General features: G+C 71.2%; 19 protein-coding genes. 12 read left to right on the plus strand and 7 right to left on the minus strand.

Annotation, left to right across the window (positions count from 1 at the left end; translation table 11 throughout):
• Positions 1-456 precede the first annotated feature (456 nt).
• The 8 genes from ABTX62_RS05080 (at position 457) to ABTX62_RS05115 (ending at position 5601) form a co-directional block, all read left to right on the plus strand.
• Positions 457-1050: a hypothetical protein gene (locus tag ABTX62_RS05080; protein ID WP_352114869.1), complete on the plus strand. Its 594-nt coding sequence runs from the start codon at positions 457-459 to the stop codon at positions 1048-1050.
• Between the two features lies 1 nt (position 1051).
• Entirely contained in the window at positions 1052-1486 is a 435-nt protein-coding gene (locus ABTX62_RS05085; protein WP_352114870.1) for a phage holin family protein, read from the plus strand.
• Positions 1462-2133, plus strand: coding sequence for a DUF3618 domain-containing protein (locus ABTX62_RS05090; protein WP_352114871.1), 672 nt, complete (start codon positions 1462-1464; stop codon positions 2131-2133). Before ABTX62_RS05085 ends, ABTX62_RS05090 begins: the two co-directional genes overlap by 25 nt.
• A gap of 170 nt (positions 2134-2303) precedes the next feature.
• Positions 2304-3119 carry a DUF2382 domain-containing protein gene (locus ABTX62_RS05095; protein WP_352114872.1) on the plus strand — a complete coding sequence of 272 codons (816 nt, stop codon included), beginning with the start codon at positions 2304-2306 and terminating at the stop codon, positions 3117-3119.
• A 231-nt stretch (positions 3120-3350) separates the two neighbouring features.
• Positions 3351-3779: a hypothetical protein gene (locus ABTX62_RS05100; RefSeq protein ID WP_283970607.1), complete on the plus strand. Its 429-nt coding sequence runs from the start codon at positions 3351-3353 to the stop codon at positions 3777-3779.
• A complete protein-coding gene (locus tag ABTX62_RS05105) occupies positions 3776-4609 on the plus strand; it encodes a hypothetical protein (RefSeq protein ID WP_352114873.1) in 834 nt (277 codons plus the stop codon). The genes ABTX62_RS05100 and ABTX62_RS05105 overlap by 4 nt, the downstream gene beginning before the upstream one ends.
• A 38-nt stretch (positions 4610-4647) precedes the next feature.
• Entirely contained in the window at positions 4648-5169 is a 522-nt protein-coding gene (locus ABTX62_RS05110; protein ID WP_352114874.1) for a roadblock/LC7 domain-containing protein, read from the plus strand.
• 57 nt (positions 5170-5226) lie between these two features.
• Positions 5227-5601 (plus strand): roadblock/LC7 domain-containing protein, encoded by a 375-nt coding sequence (locus ABTX62_RS05115; RefSeq protein ID WP_352114875.1) that lies wholly within the window; start codon positions 5227-5229, stop codon positions 5599-5601.
• A gap of 267 nt (positions 5602-5868) precedes the next feature.
• Here the strand turns inward: ABTX62_RS05115 and ABTX62_RS05120 are convergent, their stop codons facing one another.
• The 5 genes from ABTX62_RS05120 to ABTX62_RS05140 all read right to left on the minus strand — a co-directional run bounded on the left by ABTX62_RS05120 (position 5869) and on the right by ABTX62_RS05140 (position 12031).
• Positions 5869-6363: a lamin tail domain-containing protein gene (locus ABTX62_RS05120; protein ID WP_352114876.1), complete on the minus strand. Its 495-nt coding sequence runs from the start codon at positions 6361-6363 to the stop codon at positions 5869-5871.
• A gap of 142 nt (positions 6364-6505) precedes the next feature.
• Entirely contained in the window at positions 6506-7870 is a 1365-nt protein-coding gene (locus ABTX62_RS05125) for an FAD-dependent oxidoreductase (RefSeq protein ID WP_352114877.1), read from the minus strand.
• Positions 7871-7997: 127 nt separating this feature from the next.
• Positions 7998-10733: a SpoIIE family protein phosphatase gene (locus tag ABTX62_RS05130; RefSeq protein WP_352114878.1), complete on the minus strand. Its 2736-nt coding sequence runs from the start codon at positions 10731-10733 to the stop codon at positions 7998-8000.
• Positions 10734-10863: 130 nt separating this feature from the next.
• Positions 10864-11409 carry a hypothetical protein gene (locus ABTX62_RS05135; RefSeq protein WP_352114879.1) on the minus strand — a complete coding sequence of 182 codons (546 nt, stop codon included), beginning with the start codon at positions 11407-11409 and terminating at the stop codon, positions 10864-10866.
• 28 nt (positions 11410-11437) lie between these two features.
• Positions 11438-12031 carry an ATP-binding protein gene (locus ABTX62_RS05140; RefSeq protein ID WP_352114880.1) on the minus strand — a complete coding sequence of 198 codons (594 nt, stop codon included), beginning with the start codon at positions 12029-12031 and terminating at the stop codon, positions 11438-11440.
• Between the two features lie 228 nt (positions 12032-12259).
• Here ABTX62_RS05140 and ABTX62_RS05145 point away from each other — a divergent pair, with 228 nt between their 5' ends.
• The gene (locus ABTX62_RS05145; protein ID WP_352114881.1) at positions 12260-12490 is read left to right on the plus strand and encodes a DUF397 domain-containing protein; all 231 of its coding nucleotides are present in this window, start codon (positions 12260-12262) and stop codon (positions 12488-12490) included.
• A gap of 152 nt (positions 12491-12642) precedes the next feature.
• Positions 12643-13557, plus strand: coding sequence for a helix-turn-helix domain-containing protein (locus tag ABTX62_RS05150; protein WP_352114882.1), 915 nt, complete (start codon positions 12643-12645; stop codon positions 13555-13557).
• A 54-nt stretch (positions 13558-13611) separates the two neighbouring features.
• On the opposite strand, the gene ABTX62_RS05155 is transcribed toward ABTX62_RS05150, so the two are convergent.
• Complete coding sequence (locus tag ABTX62_RS05155; RefSeq protein WP_352114883.1) at positions 13612-14436, minus strand: SAM-dependent methyltransferase; 825 nt, start codon at positions 14434-14436, stop codon at positions 13612-13614.
• Positions 14437-15009: 573 nt separating this feature from the next.
• Here ABTX62_RS05155 and ABTX62_RS05160 point away from each other — a divergent pair.
• Positions 15010-16692, plus strand: a complete 1683-nt coding sequence (locus ABTX62_RS05160; RefSeq protein ID WP_352114884.1) for a tetratricopeptide repeat protein — start codon at positions 15010-15012, stop codon at positions 16690-16692.
• A gap of 111 nt (positions 16693-16803) precedes the next feature.
• Here the strand turns inward: ABTX62_RS05160 and ABTX62_RS05165 are convergent, their stop codons facing one another.
• Positions 16804-17133 carry a hypothetical protein gene (locus ABTX62_RS05165; protein WP_352114885.1) on the minus strand — a complete coding sequence of 110 codons (330 nt, stop codon included), beginning with the start codon at positions 17131-17133 and terminating at the stop codon, positions 16804-16806.
• Positions 17134-17478: 345 nt separating this feature from the next.
• Between ABTX62_RS05165 and ABTX62_RS05170 the strand changes: the two genes are divergently transcribed.
• Positions 17479-17652, plus strand: a complete 174-nt coding sequence (locus ABTX62_RS05170; protein WP_352114886.1) for a CsbD family protein — start codon at positions 17479-17481, stop codon at positions 17650-17652.
• The last annotated feature ends 122 nt before the right edge of the window (positions 17653-17774 follow it).

Genomic DNA, 17774 nt, shown 5'->3' on the forward strand with positions numbered 1-17774 from the left:
GCGTCCCGCGTCCCGCGTCCCGCGTCCCGCGTCCCGCGTCCCGCGTCCCGCGTCCCGCGTCCCGCGTCCCGCGTCCCGCGTCCCGCGTCCCGCGTCCCGCGTCGCCGGGCCGGGACACCACTGGGCGAGCGGCGCGAAAAGGGCGGTCTCCGGGCGCGCAGGGTGATGCGATCGAGCGACGGTCCCGGGGGTCCGCCGAAGAGAAGGCGACGGCCCGCGGACGCCCGCTCGGCCCGATGGTCCGAAAAATCCTCTTCCTTCTGTTTTGTCCTGACGGGTGTGGTTAACCGAGGAGAGTGCGCGAGGGACGGACGCCGGAGCACGAGGAGCCGGCGACGAGCCCCGGCACCCGGCCGGACGCGCCGAACGGCGGTGGTGGGCGATTATGCCGACGCCGCGGGCGGTCCGGGTCCCGACGACAGCAGATCCACGGGCGGTGCCTGAGGGAGAGGACCCATGAGCGAGATGGCGAACACGAGCAGCGGGCGCGCTCAGCAGGCCGGTCAGACGGCGAGGCAGGAGGCGTCGGCCACGGCCGGTCAGGCAAGGGAAGGGGCGAGTGAGGTCGTCGGCACGGCCGCCGAGCAGGTCAGAGCCGTCACCGGCGAGGCCAGGGCGCAGGCCGGCGCGATGGCGGGTGACCTGCGGTCACGGGTCGCTGAGGAGGCCGAGAACCAGGCGCGACGCGGAGCCCAGGTGATGCGGGAGTGGGCGGACGACCTGTCCGGTCTCGCCAAGGGCGCCGACAAGGACTCATCCGCCAAGAGCCTCGTGGTGCAGGCGGCCGATCGCGGTCACCGAGCCGCCGACTACCTGGAGGCACGAGGCGTGGGAGGTTTGGCCGGCGACCTTCAGGACTTCGCCCGCCGGCGTCCCGGCGCCTTCCTGGGTGGGGCGGTGCTGGCCGGGTTCGCCGTCGGCCGGCTGGCCAAGGCCGGCAGCAAGGCGGACGGTTCCGGCGAATCGTCGGCCCCGTCGGAGACCCCCGGCCCGCAGAGCCTGCCCGAGGACGCGGCGCCGCCGGAACTGCCGGGTTACGGGGAGGCGTGAGATGGCATCGCTCACGCCACACGCCACGCGGCGGTACGCCGCCGAGCACCGCGGGCAGGAGGACGCCTCTTTGGGGGAACTGCTCTCGACGGTGACGTCGGACGTGCAGCAACTGCTGCACCAGGAGGCGGAACTGGCCAAGGCCGAGATCCGGGAAGAGGCCACCAAGGCGGGCAAGGCCGCCGGGATGTTCGGCGGCGCCGGTTTCGCGGGCTACATGGTGGCCCTGTTCCTGAGCCTGGCGGCGATGTTCGGCCTGGGCAACGTCATGGACCTGGGATGGGCCGCGCTGATCGTCACCGCGGTGTGGGCGGTGATCGGACTGATCCTCTACCGCCGGGGCCGGACGCAGATGCGCACGGTGTCACCGAAGCCGGAGCGGACCATGCAGACGCTGAAGGAGGACATGCAATGGGCACGGCACCCGACCAGATAAGGGCCGACATCGAGAACACGCGGGAGAGACTGTCCGAGGACGTCTCCCGGCTGGCCGACCGCGCTCGTCCCCGGCGGATCGTACGACGCCGCACCCGGCGCGTCCGCGGCGCACTGCACGGAGCCCGGGAACGGGTGATGGGCAGCGCCTCGGAGATCACCGGGCAGGCCTCCGACCGCACCAAGCGGGCAACCCAGTCGGTGCAGGACACCACGGGCCAGGTCGCGGACTCCGCTCGCCAGACGGCCGAGCAGGCGGGTCAGGCGGCACGGCAGGCCCCGGAGCAGGCGATGCGGCAGACGCAGGGCAACCCGCTGGCGGCCGGCCTGATCGCCTTCGGCGCGGGACTGCTGACCGCCTCGCTGCTGCCCACCTCGCAGGCGGAGGAGAAGGCGGCTGAGCGGGCCGGGCAGGCCGTCGAGCCGGTGAAGCAGGCCGCGCTCGAGTCGGCGCAGCACCTGAAGGAGGACGCCACCGAAGCGGGCCGTCAGGCCGCCCAGGAGGTCAAGGACACCGCCTCCGAAGCCGCCCGCACCACCAAGGAACAGGCGAGTCACCAAGCCGGGCAGGTCACCGACCAGGCCCGTCAGTCCGCACAGGGCACGGCCGAGGAAGCACGCGGGCAGACCCGCGGCACCGGACCGTAGACCACCCGCGGCCCGCCTGGTCAGCCGTACGCGGACACCGGCGCGGCCCACCTCGACCCACCGTCTCCGGAGCCGATCGCAGGGGCCGGACACGGCGGAGTCGACCGCTGACGCACCAGTCGGTCGGCCATGTGCCACCGGGAGCCCGTGACAGAAAAGTCAGGAGAAACATGATTACCCGAGAGCAGATCCCCACCGTGCTGGACCACCCGGTCCATGACGCCAGGGGCGACAAGATCGGCGACGCCAGGCACGTCTTCTTCGACGACGTGACCGGTGAGCCCGAGTGGGTCAGCGTGCGGACCGGCATGTTCGGCACCAACGAGTCCTTCGTGCCCATCCATGACGCGGCCGTCATCGAGGACCACCTCGAGGTGCCGTTCGCCAAGGACCAGGTCAAGGACGCGCCCAACGTCGACGTCGACGCCGGCGGCCACCTGTCCGAGCAGGAGGAACAGCGCCTGTACGAGCACTACGGCATCGACTGGGATGCCGCCTGGCAGGACACGCGTTCCGGCACCGGAGAGACCACCGGCGCCGCGGACACCGGCCAGACCACCGGCACCGCCGACATCGGCCAGACCACCGGCACCGGCGACCACGCCATGACGCGGTCCGAGGAGGAGATGCACATCGGTGTCGAACGCCGCGAGGCCGGCCGGGCGCGGCTGCGCAAGTACGTCGTCACCGAGGAGCAGCAGTACACCGTCCCCGTACGCCATGAAGAGGTCCGTGTGGAGCGCGAGCCGATCACCGACGCCAACCGGGACAGCGCCATGTCCGGCCCGGACATCACCGAGGCGGAGCACGACGTCACCCTGTACGAGGAGGAGCCCGTGGTGGAGACCAGGGCGGTACCGAAGGAGCGGGTGCGTCTGACCACCGATGAGGTCACCGATGAGGAGACCGTCACCGGCGAGGTCCGCAAGGAACGCATGGAAACCGAGGGAACCGACGACGAGTCCGAGGACCGGCGGCGCCCCTGATCTCCAGTGAGCGCCCGAGAGGGAGGACCGAGGGTCCTCCCTCTCTCGTGGCGGTGGCGCGGGGGTGTTCGCGACGCATCCTGCCCGCCACGCGACCGTACTCGTTCACCCTCCGCCCGCTTCCCTGCACATTCATCTGGAAAATGCCAAAGCCTTCACCTGCGCCAAGCACATTCCGTAGTGTCGTGCTCACGTTCGCGGGAACGGCCGTGCAGGGGGAGGGGGTTCGGCGTGCCCGGAATCGACGAGAGTCTGCTGGAGGCCATGCGGCTACCAGGTGCTCGAGGGGCGTCGGTGGTCGACTGGATCAGTGGTCTCGCGCTGGGCGCGGTGGGTGACGCACCCGGTGGCGACGTGGAGGCGACGGCTGCGGAGACCGCGGAACTCGCCCGCCTCGCCACCGAGAGCGGCGCCCTCGCGCTGACCGGTGGTGAGCCGGGTGCACCGCCGGATGACGACCCGGGCGGTCCGTCCGGCAAGGAACCCCCCGTCCAGGACCTGATCATCACCAACGCCGACTCGTACCACCTGCTCAGGTTCGTCACCACGACGTTCGACAGCACCGTGTTCGTGCACCTGTGGCTCGACCGTCGCGAGGGGAACCTGGCCCTGGCCCGCATCCGGCTGGCCGAGATGACGGACCGGCTGGTGCTCGGATGACCCCGTCGACCCTGACGGCGCGCTCGGGCGAACCGGCCTCGGCCACGCTCGGCACCCTCGCCGCGCAGGGCGCCACCGGCGCCCTGTCCACCGAGTCGGGGATCGTCTACCTCTCGGCGGGACACGTCGTCCACGTCGAATCCGCCGTCACACCCGACCTCGGCGACCTGCTCACCCACAGCGGTGCGCTCGCCCCGGACGGCTGGTGGGAGGCGATCGACCGGGCCGGCCGCCGCTGCCGCGTCGGACGGCAGCTGGTGGACAGCGGCCACCTCGCCGCCGGCGCGCTGGAACTGTGCCACCTGGGCGCCCTGTTCGACGCGGCGTACTTCGTCCTCGCCCATGACGGCCCCGCGCTGCGGTTCCGCCCCGGAGCCGCACACTGGCTGGGGGCGGTCCGTTCCGTACCGGTGGCCACCGTCCTGCGGGAGTCCAGACGCCGTCGCGAACTGCTGCACCGCATATGGCCCGAGCCCGCCGTCGACCGGGCGCCTCTCGCCCGGGTGCCCGGGCCGGACACCGCCGACCTGCCGGTCCGCCGCGGCCGGACGCTCGCCCAGGTCGACGGTGTCCGCACCGCCGCCCAGATCGCCACGGCCCTCGCCTGCCGCACGTTCCACACCCTCGTGGAACTCCGCCGCCTCGCGGCGGCCGGGCTGGTGGCCCCCGTGGCCCCCACCCCCTCCCCGGCCGCAGCCCCCGTCCCCTCCCCAGCGTCCGCCCCCGCCCCCGCGTCCGCCGAGCCGGGCTCCACCCCTCGTCCCGCCGCACCGGACGAGCCCGACACCGCACTGCTGCGACGGCTCCTGCACGCCTTGGAGGCACTGTGATCCGCGCGCGAAGACAGCGTGCCGAAAGGAGACTGCTCATGGCCGTCGAGACCGACGTCCTGGACGAACTGCGTCGGCTCCGCACCCGCGTCCCCCGGCTGACGGGCTCCCTCGCGGCCACCGTCGACGGACTCGTCCTCGCCCACGACGTGCCGGACACCGAACCGGAGGGACTCGCGGCGCTCACCGCCGCCGCCTTGGGCGTCGCCTACCGCATGACCGACGCCGCCGCCCGCGGGGACTTCCGCGAACTGCTGGTGCGGGGCTCCGGAGGCTACGTGGCGACCTACGCCGCCGGAACGACCGCCGTCCTCACCCTCCTCGCCGAGGACCGCGTCAACGTCGGCCGCCTCCACCTCGAAGGCCGGCGCAGCGGCGCCCGGATCGCCGACCTCGTGGCCACACGCGTGGTGCCCGGCACCGGCCGCCACGCCGACCGGCCCGCGCCCGAGGAGCACCTCGCCACGGTGGCCCCGGGCGCGGATCGCCCCATCGGCACCCTCCCGGTACGCACCCCGCAGCGGCCCCCACACCCACCGGGCCCGCAGACCGGCATCTGAGCCATCCGAACCGCTTGACCCACCGAAGTAGAAGACCGAAGGAAAGGAACCGAGCGCATGGCCAACACGGAGACCGCGCTGAAGGAATGCCTGAGCTCCATCGACGGAGCGACCGCCGTCGCACTCGTCGACTACACCAGCGGCATGGCCCTCGGCACCCTCGGTGGCAGCAAGGACTTCAACCTCGAAGTCGCCGCCGCGGGCAACACCGACGTCGTGCGGTCCAAGCTGCGCACGATGGAGCACCTGGGGCTGAAGGAGGAGATCGAGGACATCCTGATCACCCTGAACACCCAGTACCACCTCATCCGCCTGCTGAAGGGACGCGGGGGCAGCGGCCTCTTCCTCTACCTCGTGCTCGACGGGAGCCGGGCCAATCTCGCGATGGCCCGCCACCAGCTGCGCCGCGTCGAAGCCGACCTGGAGGTCTGAACCGGCACCACCGGACGGGAGCCCTCCGCCACGGACACGTCGCGGAGGGCCCTTCCATGTCGCGCGGCGACGACCTGCGCGCAGCCGGCCGCGTCCACGGTCGGTGCCAGGACGGCCGCGCTGGACGTGCTGGTGGTGGGCGCGGGCCTGACCGGACTCGCCTCGCGACCCGACTGCGCGCCTGTAAAACGCCGTTCCGGATCGTGGACCATCACTCTGTGGATCGTGCTTTGGAGTCACGCGCCCCGGCGATCCAGCCCCGCAGGCTCAGCCGTGGAACGTGATGTACCCGTTGCGGTCCGGGTCGGAGCCGCTTCTGGTGTACGAGTGCACGTCGGCACGGCTGCCGGACGGCTTGTACACGTAGATCGTGTCCTTGTCGTTGTTCCACATGAAGTTGCAGTTGTCGCGGTAGACGACGTTCCTGGCGTCGGAGTCGGACCCGTTGCCGCCGCGCAGCTTGACGTAGTCACCCGGCTGGAGGGTGTGGCTCGCGGTGAAGGTGAACTTGTTGCCCGCGGCGTCCTTCACGACGTACCCCTTGAGGTTCACCGTCGTCGAACGTGAGTAGTTCTTGATGGTCAGGTACTCCTCGGCGGTGTTCCCGCCCGAGCAGCGGTTGGAGTCCCTGCCGGGAGCGTCGTACTGGATGCCCCGGATCTTCAGCGCGGAGTCGTACTCGGCGGCCTGGGCCGGAACCGCCGACAGGGCGGTGAGGGCCCCGGCGGCGACGGCCGTGGTGGCGACAAGGCGTATACGCATGGACGTTCGTCCCCCCTGCATGGCCTTCAGGTGAAGGCGATGTGATGGTTCGGTGAAGCATCCGGATCGTACACGCTTCAAGTACGCGGCAGGGCGGGTTCGGTGACCTTGCCACCGAACCCGCCCTGCGGGGTGTATGACGTCAGGCGCCGCTGGCCCGCAGCATGTCCTCGCGCTCGACGATCTTCACGCGCTCGCGGCCCTCGGGCTCGCCCAGAGCCTTCTCCGCGGCGTCCAGCCTGTACCAGCCGTCCCAGGTGGTGAAGCGGATGTCGCGCTCGGCGAGGAACGCGTCCACGGCCTCGGGGGCGGGGGCGGCGGGCGTCTGCAGCCGGCCGTCCGCGTAGTCGGCCAGCAGGTTCGCCACGGTCTCGTTGGCGTCGCCCTTGGTGTGCCCGATGAGGCCGATGGGGCCGCGCCGGATCCAGCCGGTGACGTACGTGGACTGCAGGTGCTCACCGGACTCCTGCATGACCCGGCCGCCCTCGTCCGGGACGGTGCCGGAGTCGATGTCCCAGGGGAGCTTGGGGAGCTTGTCGGACAGGTAGCCCACCGCGCGGTACACCGCGCCCACGTCCCAGGTGTGGAACGTGCCGGTGCCCTTGACGTTGCCGGTGCCGTCCAGCTCCGTGCGCTCGGTGCGCAGGCCCACGACCCTGCCGTCCTCGCCGAGGATCTCGACCGGCGACTCGAAGAAGTGCAGGAAGAGCTTGTGCGGCCGGTCGCCGGTGTCGCGGATCGCCCAGTTCTCCAGGGTCTTCGCCACCATGTCGGCCTGCTTGTTGCCGCGCCGGGTGGCGATCGAGCCCTCGTCGTAGTCGATGTCCTCGGGGTCGACGATGACCTCGATGGTGGGGGAGTGGTCGAGCTCCCGCAGCTCCATCGGGCTGAACTTGGCCTGCGCCGGGCCGCGGCGGCCGAACACGTGGATCTCCTTGGCCCGGTTGGCCTTCAGACCCTCGTGGACGTTGGCCGGGATCTCGGTGGGCAGCAGCTCGTCCGCCGTCTTGGCCAGGACGCGCGCGACATCGAGTGCGACGTTGCCGACGCCGAGCACGGCGACCTTCTCCGCCTCCAGCGGCCAGGTGCGCGGCACGTCCGGGTGACCGTCGTACCAGGACACGAAGTCCGCGGCGCCGTACGATCCGTCGAGATCGATGCCCGGCAGGGAGAGCGCCCGGTCGGCCATGGCGCCGGTGGCGAAGATCACCCCGTCGTAGAACGCCCGCAGGTCGTCCAGGCCGATGTCCGTGCCGTAGTCGACGTTGCCGAAGAGCCGGATCTGCGGTTTGTCGAGCACCTGGTGCAGGGCGGTGATGATGCCCTTGATCCGCGGGTGGTCGGGGGCGACGCCGTAGCGGATCAGTCCGAACGGAGCCGGCATGCGCTCGAAGATGTCGATGGACACGCCGGGTTCGGCGGCCACCTCGGACTTGAGCAGGGCGTCGGCGGCGTAGATCCCGGCGGGGCCGGATCCGACGATGGCTACCCGCAGGGGGCGGGGCATGGTCAGGTTCCCTTCGAGCGGCGACAAGCGATCTCGACGGGAAGCCTAAACTAAGGCAAGCCTAAGTCGGTACGGGGGTCCGGCCTATGAGCTCATAAGGCTACTTTATGGGTGGTCCTGGTGGTGCTTATGGCAGGGGCTGCTCAGCCCAGATCACCTTGCCCCCGGGCAGATAACGCGTCCCCCAGCGCTCCGAGAGCTGCGCCACGAGGAACAGACCGCGTCCGCCCTCGTCCGTCATGGTGGCGTACCGCAGGTGCGGCGAGGTGCTGCTGCCGTCGAACACCTCGCAGATCAGGTTGCGGTCACGCAGCACCCGGACGCGCATGGGGCCGCCGCCGTACCGAAGCGCGTTGGTGACCAGCTCGCTCAGGATCAGTTCCGTGCTGAACGTCAGTTCGTCCAGGCCCCACTCGGTCAGCTGCCTGCTGACCGCCGCCCGCACCTCGCCCACGGCCGCCGGATCGGCCGGCACCGGCCACTCGGCGACCCGGTCGGAGGCGAGCGCCCGGGTGCGCGCGACGATCAGCGCGATGTCGTCGCTGGAGCGGGCGGTCAGCCGCGAGTCGAGCACGACCCGGCAGGTGTCCTCCGGGGACCGACCGGCCCGGCCCAGCGCCTCGCGCAGCATGTCCAGACCGACGTCGATGTCCCGCTCCCGGTCCTCCACCAGCCCGTCGGTGTAGAGGACGAGCCGGCTGCCCTCCGCCAGCTCCAGCTCAGCCGTCTCGAACGGCAGACCGCCGAGCCCGAGCGGGGGACCGGCGGGCACGTCGGGGAACTCCACCCTGCCGTCCGGGTGGATCAGCGCCGGCGGGGGATGCCCGGCCCGCGCGACGGTGCAGCGCCGGGAGACCGGGTCGTAGACGGCGTACAGACAGGTCGCGCCGATGACCGGGGCGCTGCCGTCCTCCTCCGTCTCGTCCTGGTCGATCCGGCCGACCAGCTCGTCCAGCAGGGCGATGAGTTCCTCGGGCGGCAGATCGAGGGCGGAGAAGTTGTGCACCGCGGTGCGCAGTCGGCCCATGGTCGCCGCGGCGTGCAGCCCGTGGCCGACCACGTCCCCGACCACGAGCGCGACCCTGGCCCCCGACAGCGGCAGCACATCGAACCAGTCACCGCCCACCCCGGCCTGCGCGGGCAGATAGCGGTAGGCGATCTCCAGAGCGCCCTGCTCGGGCAGGTTGCGGGGGAGCAGGCTGCGCTGGAGCGTCACCGCCATGCTGTGCTCGCGTGTGTAGCGGCGCGCGTTGTCGATGGAGACGGCGGCCCGCGCCACCAGTTCCTCGGCCAGGGCCAGCTCGTCCGCGTCGAAGGGCTCCTGCTTCTCGCAGCGCCAGAAGCTGACCACGCCGAGCACCAGGGCGCCGGCCCGCAGTGGCACGGTGATCAGGGAGTGGATGCCGTACTCGACGATCTGCGTGGAGCGCTCCAGGTCCTGAGCCTGCCAGCCCGGGGCCTCGCCCAGCCGGGGCTCCAGGACGGGGCCGCCGGTGGCGAGGCTGCGTCCCTGCGGGGAGGACTCGACGAACCTGATCCGCTCGCCGACCGGGTAGAGCGGCGCGTCCTTGCGGATCCCGCTCACCGCCGTCCGGCTGAGCGCGCCCACCGCGTTCGGCTGCCCGCCGCCCAGCACCGCGTCGAACAGGTCGACGGCGACGAAGTCGGCGAACCGGGGTACGGCGAGTTCCGTGAGCTCCTCCGCCGTGCGGGTCACGTCCAGGCTCGTCCCGATGCCCACTCCGGCGTCGTACAGCATGTTGAGCCGTTCCCGCGCGGCCTCGGCCCGCCCGGACAGGGCCCTCAGCTCGGTCGAGTCGCGCAGGGTGGCGACGCTGCCGGGCGGGACGCCCGCTCGGTCCGTGGTCCGCTGGTTGACGGCGAGGAGCCGGTCGCCGACGCGGTGCACCTCGTCCGTGGCGACGCGGCCGGAGGCCAGCAGGTCGGCGGTGCCCGGGTCGAGACCCAGGCTGAGGACGTGCCGGCCCTCGGCATCGGGGGGCAGCCCCAGCAGCCGGTGCGCCTCGTCGTTCGCCAGCAGCAGGATGCCCCCGTCGTCGACGATGAGCACCCCCTCCCGTACGGCGTGCAGCACGGCGTCGTGATGCTCGTACATCCGGGTCATCTCGTGCGGCCCGAGCCCACGGGTCTGGCGCAGCAGCCGACGGCTCACCAGCGCGGCACCCGCCGTCGCCAGGGCGAGCGCCACCGCGGCGGCGGCGAGCACGAGTGGCAGCTGGCGGTCCGCGGTGCCGCCGACGTTCTGCGTCGTGATCCCGGCCGAGACCAGGCCCACGACCCGGCCGTCCGCGTCCTTCACCGGCACCACGGCCTGGACGAGCGGGCCGATGGTGCCCTCGATCTCCTCGGTGAACGACTGCCCGGCCAGCGCCGGCGCGATGGTCCCGACGAACTTCTTGCCGATCCGGTCCGTCTTGGGGTGGGAGTAGCGGATCCCGTCGGTGCTCATGACGACGATGAAGTCGACCTTCGACCGCTCACGGGCGGCCTCGGCCCGCGGCTGGAGCACGGCGGTGGGATCGGAGCTCTGCAGCGCCTCGACCGTCCCCGGCGCGTTGGCGAAGGTCTCCGCCACGGCCAGCGACCGGTTGCGGGCCTCCTGCGTCGTGTCGTGCCGCACTTGCAGCACCAACGCCACCACGGCCGCCATGACCAGCAGCAGCACGATCACCACGACCAGCAGGAACACCTGCCCGGCGACACTGCGTCCGCCCAGCACCGACCGCAGTCCCGCCGCCGAATGCCACCGCGACGGGTTCGCCTCCTGCCGCTGCCGTGCGGACGGCGCAGCGCCGGGCCGCAGGGGCGATCGAGTCCCGGATCGACCCAAGAGTCGGACCATGTGCCATGTCTACACTGCCGGGCCCCGGGAGGCGAGGGGCGTCACCCATGGTGACAGGGGGTCCTCACCGTTTCGTCACGTCTCCCGGCGTATACGGTCTCCGGTCCACCGGAAACCGAGCGTGACGGCCTCAGGCGCCCAGCGAGCGGGCCAGCTCGCTCGTGGCCCGGGCGATCTCGCCGTCCTCGTCCGACATCAGCCCGCCGAGCTCGCCGCGCCGGGCCCGCACCGCCTGGCGAGCGGCGCGCTCCCACACCACCGGGTTCTCGCGGTGGTTCAGCAGCTTCGGGTAGACGGCTGCGGTGCTCTCCCACTGCCGGGCGTCGGCGATGCTCTTGAGCAGCAGGATGATCTGAGCCCGGCAGGTCACCTGCGGCAGCTTCGCCAGCTCCCACAGGAAGGGGACGGTGGCCGCGGTCGCCTGTTCCACCACGAAACCGAACTGGCAGATCCGCTTTCTCAGGTCGTCGAGGGCGGAGCGGGCGGTTTCGGCGTCACCCCCGGCGATGCCGTTGAGCAGGAGGGGGATGGCCGCCGCCGAGCCGGTGGAGTCCTGGATCTCGCCCCACGGCACGCGGTCCAGTGCCGTGAGCGGTGTGTTCCGGGCCACCCCGGACGGGGTGTCGGGGCGCTGTGGGCGCTCGCTGCCCGGGTGTTCCGTCGAAGCGCTGCGCATGGCGAGGGGCCTTTCCGCGGCAGTCGTGTCAGATGGGTGGACGGGGCGTGCACGGCCGGGTCGACAACCTGGCCCACACCGTCTTGCCCGCCGGAGGGCTGGGGGCCCAGCCCCACTCCTCGGCCAAGGCGTCGACGATGCACAGACCCCGGCCGTGCTCCTCCAGGGACGAGCCGGTCGGCGCGTACACGGGCGGGGTGTCGTCGGGGTCGGAGACCGTGACGAGCAGGTGCGCGGGGTCCAGGAGGAAACCGAGCCGGATCTCCGGCACACCTGAAGTCCCCGAGGCCGCCGGTGCCGCGTGGGTCGCGGCGTTGGCGGCGAGCTCGGTGATGACGAGGGTCGTGTCGTCGCAGCGGTGGTCGAGCGACCAGCCGCACAGGGTGTTTCGGGTGAAGGTCCGCGCTTGCGCGAAGCCCTCCCGGCTGCACTCGACCCGCAGGGCGGCCGAGGCGGACAGGACACCCGAGAACTGCGGCAGCGTCTTCGGCAGCGAGGGTGGGCTCCCGCACGGCGTGACCGCAGGCGGTCCGGCAGGGAAGGCGTGGGCCGTCCCGGGTGTGCCTGCGTGTGCCGCAGCCCCACTCGGCGGCCGGAGCACGTGCTGCGCAGGTAATGACACGGCATCTCCCCGATGCGACGTCAGGACGGGGCGTCGGCCCGGGGGTTGACGCCGCAGCTATTATCCACGCTGAAGACGCTCGCGTGCAATTGCACGAGAAATTGCGTGAGAATCAAGCCGTTGTGGGTACGCAAGCCGGGACGAGTGCGGTCGAAGGGACGCGGCCGCGCTCGCCGAAGGCCGGGCACACCGTGCGCGGCGGGGAACGAGAAGAGCAAGGAGACTGCGGTGCCACCAGTGCGGAACGGAGTGCAGGCAAGCTCGTTGGAGGCCTGCTGGATCAAGAGCCGGCACAGCAACGCCGAGGGCAACTGCGTCGAAGTCGCCCCCCTCGTCGACGGCGGGATCGCTCTGCGCAACTCCCGTGACCCCGACGGGCCCGCCCTCGTCTACACCCCGGCGGAGGTGGCCGCCTTCCTGGCCGGCGCGAAGGACGGCGAGTTCGACCACCTGCTCTGAGGGGCGGTGCCGTCTCGCCTGTCGTGTGACGCCCAAGGGGAGAAGCGGAGCCCAACTCCCCACTTCTGCGGGGGTGCTGCGAGCGGATGCGTGAAGGCCCGGTGAAGTGCGATAGTGTAAGTCGCCCTTGTGCCGGTCTGCTGGGAGTCAGGATGTCCGCCGCGTCGCATCGCATCTCCCGTCTGGAACCCTACCTGGACAGGCCCGAACCGGCGCCGACTCTCCTGAAGATGCTGGTCGGTGTACAGCTCGCCGGTTTCCGCGAGGACGCCGGATTCGCCCAGGACCAGGCGGCGCGCGCTGTGGGATTCAGCGCGGCCAAGTTGTCCCGCATCGAAGCGGGCAAGGGCCGCCGTCCGCCGACGGAGAGCGACGTCCGCGCGCTGCTGGAGCTGTACGGCACCGACGCATACGAAGCCTCAGTGCTGCTCAAGCTGCTGCAGCGCGCCGGAGAGCCGGGCTGGTGGCAGCGGTACGACAAGCGGCTGATGCCCGAGTGGTTCGACCGGCTCGTCGGGCTGCAGGAGGCCGCCGCCACCATCCGCACCTTCGAGATCCAGTACGTACCCGGCCTGTTGCAGACACCCGCCTACACCAGGGCCGTGGTGGAGCGTGGCCTGCCGAACGCGCCGACGGGCGAGGTGGAGCGGCGTGTGGAACTGCGCAGGCACCGGGCCCGTCTGCTGTCGCGGGCCGACGCCCCGCAGCTGTGGGCGATCCTCGACGAGTCCGTGCTGCTGCGCGTCCTGGGCAGCACCGATGTGATGCGGGAACAGCTCACGCACCTCGTCGAGATGGCCGAACGATCCAACGTGACCTTGCAGATCGTGCCGTTGAGCGTCACCAACGCCTCGGCGCCGGCCATCCCGATCACCTATCTGCGCTTCGGTGGCCTCGATCTGCCCGACGTGGTCTACCTGGAGCACATCAAGAGCGCGAACTTCCTCGAGGACCGGGACGAGACCGAGGAGTACCGGATCGCGCTGGACCGGCTCGCGGACGAGGCGCTCAAGCCCCGTGACTCGCTGGAGCTGCTGCGGCAGACGATGGAGCAGCGCTACCCCTGACGCGCGGATGCCTCGTGCGGGACGACATCCGTCCCGCACGAGGCACCAGTTCGGTCACTTCTCCAGGGGAATCCGCCCGACACCGCCGAACTCGATCCACTCGTGGCTGAGCTGACGAGGCGCCACCTCGGTGTCCGGCCGCCAGGTCGACACCTCCACGAGCCCCGGCTCCAGGATCTCCAGACCCTCGAAATACGACTCCACGTCCTTCGCTTCCCGCACGCGGCCCCAGTGGCCCTGCGTCGCCTGGTCCATGAAGTTCGTGACGAATGCGCGGACCTCGGGGTCCTCGCTGACCAACTGGCACATGACCATGAAGCTGCCGGGCGCGAGCCGTTCGCGTACCCGGCGGGCCACCGCGAGCGGCCCGTCGGTGTCGCTGTCCGGGATGCAGTGGAACACCGAGTTGAAGAGCACACACACGGGCTCGGCGAAGTCGATCAGTCGCTTGGTGTCGGCGTGGCCGAAGATCTGGTCGGTCTCGCGCAGGTCCGCGTGGATGACGGTTGTCCGCTCGTCCTGCTCCAGCAGGGCACGGCCGTGGACCAGCACCATGGGGTCGTTGTCGACGTAGACCACGTGGGTCGTGGGGTCGACGCGCTGGGCGACCTGGTGCACGTTCTGCTGCGTCGGCAGGCCGGAGCCGTGGTCCAGGTACTGCCGGATGCCGTAGTCCTCGGAGAGGGTCCTCACGACCCGCTGGAGGAAGCGCCGGTTGTTCAGTGCCAGGCGGCGTGTGCTGGGAACGACCTTGTCGAGCTCCTCGCACGCGGCGCGGTCGGCCGCGTAGTTGTCCTTGCCGCCCAGATAGTGGTCGTACATGCGCGCTGCCGTCGGCACGTTCGCGTCGATCTCGGTGGACAGTTGCTTCTCGGGCATCGTTCCCCCTGCAAGGTGCCGCGCCAACGGCTGGCTGGACAAGAAGTACATCCTAGGGAGCGGGAGTTGGCCGGTGCCAGCCCACCGGCGAAGGTGCCCACGATCGAAAGACAAGATGATCGCCCTCGCGCCGCCCGATGCGCCTTTTGCAACGGTTCGCACAATGTGCGTCATGACCCGCGATGGGTCCCTGGGGTAGACCGCCCGCGGCGGGCTCGATGCCCGCCGCGGGGCTCGTTCACCAGACGGAGCGGGCCGGCCCGACGGCCGGCGGATCAGCACCAGGCGGTGCACTCGATGGCGCCGACCGGGCCGTTGGTGCCGCAGGCTCGCATCACGGGGGCCCGCGTCGTTCCACCGGGTGGTGTGCGCGCGGCGGAGCCGGGCTCCGTACGTCACCGCAGGCAGGGGAGACCGCCGGGGTCGGTGACCGTGCGCGCCGGTGTGCCACGGCTGCCGCACGCACCCTGAGCCCGGACCGCTAATCTGGACATGCGAGAATTGATCGGAAATGAGAGGACGTGTCCGCAACCGCTCTTCTCACGGCCCCGGCCGCTTTCCCAGGAGAGACCCATGGGCGACTATTACGATCTCGGCACGCACGGCCGTCCCGTCACCACGTCCTCCGCCGACGCTCAACTCTGGTTCGATCGCGGCCTGGTGTGGACGTACGCCTTCCATCACGAGGAAGCCGTCGCCTGCTTCGAAAAAGCGGTCGAGGCAGATCCGGAATGCGCCATGGCGTATTGGGGCATCGCCTACGCGCTCGGACCGAACTACAACAAGCCCTGGGAATTCTTCGAAGGCGAGGAACTGGCGCGGACCGTCGAACGCACCCACGGTGCCGTGGAGCGGGCCCATGAGAAGGCCGCCCGCGCCACCCCGGTCGAGCGAGCCCTCATCGGCGCGCTTAGGGCCCGCTATCCGCAGTCGGAGGCCGTCGAGGACTGCTCGGTCTGGAACGAGCCCTACGCGGACGCGATGCGCGCGGTCTACGAGCTGGCCCCGCACGACCCGGACGTCGCCACCCTCCATGCCGACGCCGCGATGAACCTCACCCCGTGGCAGCTGTGGGATATCGGGACCGGGCAGCCGGCCGAGGGCGCGCGGACCACCGAGGCCAGGGCCGTGCTGGAAGGCGCCCTCGCCACCGACGCCGGCCTACGGCATCCCGGGATCCTGCACCTGTACATCCATCTGATGGAGATGTCCCCGACGCCGGAGCGGGCCCTCACCGTCGCCGACCGCCTGCGCGGCCTCGTGCCCGACGCCGGGCACCTGCTCCACATGCCCTCACACCTGGACGTCCTGTGCGGCGACTACCGCCAGGTCGTCGCGGCCAACAGCGAGGCCATCGCCGCCGACGAGAAATACCACCGGCAGGCCGGCGCGATGAACTTCTACACCCTCTACCGGGCGCACAACCTCCACTTCAAGATCTACGGTGCCATGTTCCTCGGCCAGGCGCAGGTCGCCCTCGACACCGCCGCCCGGCTGGAAGCCGCCATCCCGGAGGAGCTGCTCCGTGTCCAGAGTCCCCCGATGGCCGACTGGCTCGAGGCCTTCCTGGCCATGCGCGTCCACGTCCTGATCCGTTTCGGCCGCTGGAGCGAGATCCTCGAACTGCCCGCCCCCGCCGACCCGGAGCTCTACGCGGCGACCGTCGCCATGCGGCACTACGCCCGGGGCGTCGCCCTCTCCGCCACCGGTGAGGTCGGCCGGGCGGAGGCCGAACGCGAGCTCTTCCGCGCGGCGCTGAGCCGCGTGCCCGAGACGCGCATGCTGTTCAACAACACCTGCCGGGACATCCTCGCCATCGCGTCCGCCATGCTGGACGGTGAGCTCGAATACCGCAAGGGCAGGCACGACCTCGCCTTCGCCGCCCTGGAGCGCTCCATCGAGCTGGACGACAACCTCCCCTACGACGAGCCCTGGGGCTGGATGCAGCCCACCCGGCACGCCTACGGCGCGCTGCTGCTGGAACAGGGCCGCGTGGCGGAGGCCGAGGCGGTCTACCGTGCCGACCTCGGTCTGGACGACACCCTGCCCCGCCCCCTGCAGCACCCCGGCAACGTCTGGGCCCTGCACGGACTGCACGAGTGCCTGCTGCGGACGGGCAAGACCGGCGAAGCGGCCCTCGTGGCCCACCAGCTCAAGCTCGCGGCCGCACTGGCCGACGTAGCGATCGAGGCGTCCTGCTTCTGCCGTCTGGACACCACGCCCGGCCCCCGGGCGGCCGAGGCGTGCTGTCACTGACCCCGCTCAACGCCCGGTTCAGGCCCGCGCGCTCCAGTTCCCTGGTCATGGCCGGCGGGTCCCGCTGGCGCCAGTCGGGGTCGGCGGTGAGGGACATCAGCGGCTCCGGCGTCAGCCGGTAGTTCTCCGCGTGGGCCGGCAGGTCCTCCGCGTCGCGGCCGACGTGGCACCGTGCTCCTCGTCGGCGATCGTGTGCAGCACCTCGGTCCGATCGGTGAAGCGGCTCATGCCGCAGTCGAGCCCGTCGTCGTCCAGGGTGCCGGCATACGCGGCGCGGGCCCACGCTCCGTTCTCGGACCGGTGGACGCAGCCCGGTTCGCATCCGCTCAGCAGGTCCTTCAGCTGGTCGTGGGGAAGCCACCCGGGGGCACCGGCGAGCAGGTCGACCGGCGGCCCGTGCCACGTGGCGCCGCTCGCCGAACAGCACGTACCGGCCCTCACCGCGCGGCGAGAAGCCCCACCACGTGCAGCCGGAGTCGTCCAGATGGAGCCCTTCGCCGTCCACCCGGGTCCCGGTGCGGTGGGGAACCTCCCGCTCGCCCTGCGCGGTGGCCTCCAGTACGGCGATGAGCGCCCAGCGGGCCCACAGCACTTCGGCCGGCGGAAGGTCCCCGGGCAGCCCTGGCCGGTTGATGGTCGTGCCCGTCCTCCGGGCTCGTCACGCCGATCATGATCAGAGCAAAGGCGTTCACGGCCCGAGCGACCGCGTGCGACGTTTGAGCTGCCGTTTTACGGTCACTCGTGTGACGACCCCGTAGTCGGACACGACTTGGATGTGAACGAACCGTGGCTGGAGAGCAGAAGGGCAAGGCCAAGGCCGAGCAGGCCAAGGGCAAGGCCAAGGAGACGGTCGGCCGCGCGGCGGGCAACGAGCGCCTGACGGCCGAGGGCAAGGCGCAGCAGTCGAAGGGCGACGCCCGCCAGGCCAAGGAGAAGACGAAGGACGTCTTCAAGCACTGAAGACCGAGCGCTGACGTCACGCGGCGGTGCCGCGTCCCGATCGGGACGGACCGCCGAGACTCCGCCCGCCTTCGCCGCTCTGATCCCGAGTGCCGCTCTCGTCCCGGCCGTTGCCCTGCTCC

Source organism: Streptomyces sp. NPDC096046, assembly GCF_040303285.1.
In the GTDB taxonomy this organism is placed as follows: Bacteria; Actinomycetota; Actinomycetes; order Streptomycetales; family Streptomycetaceae; genus Streptomyces.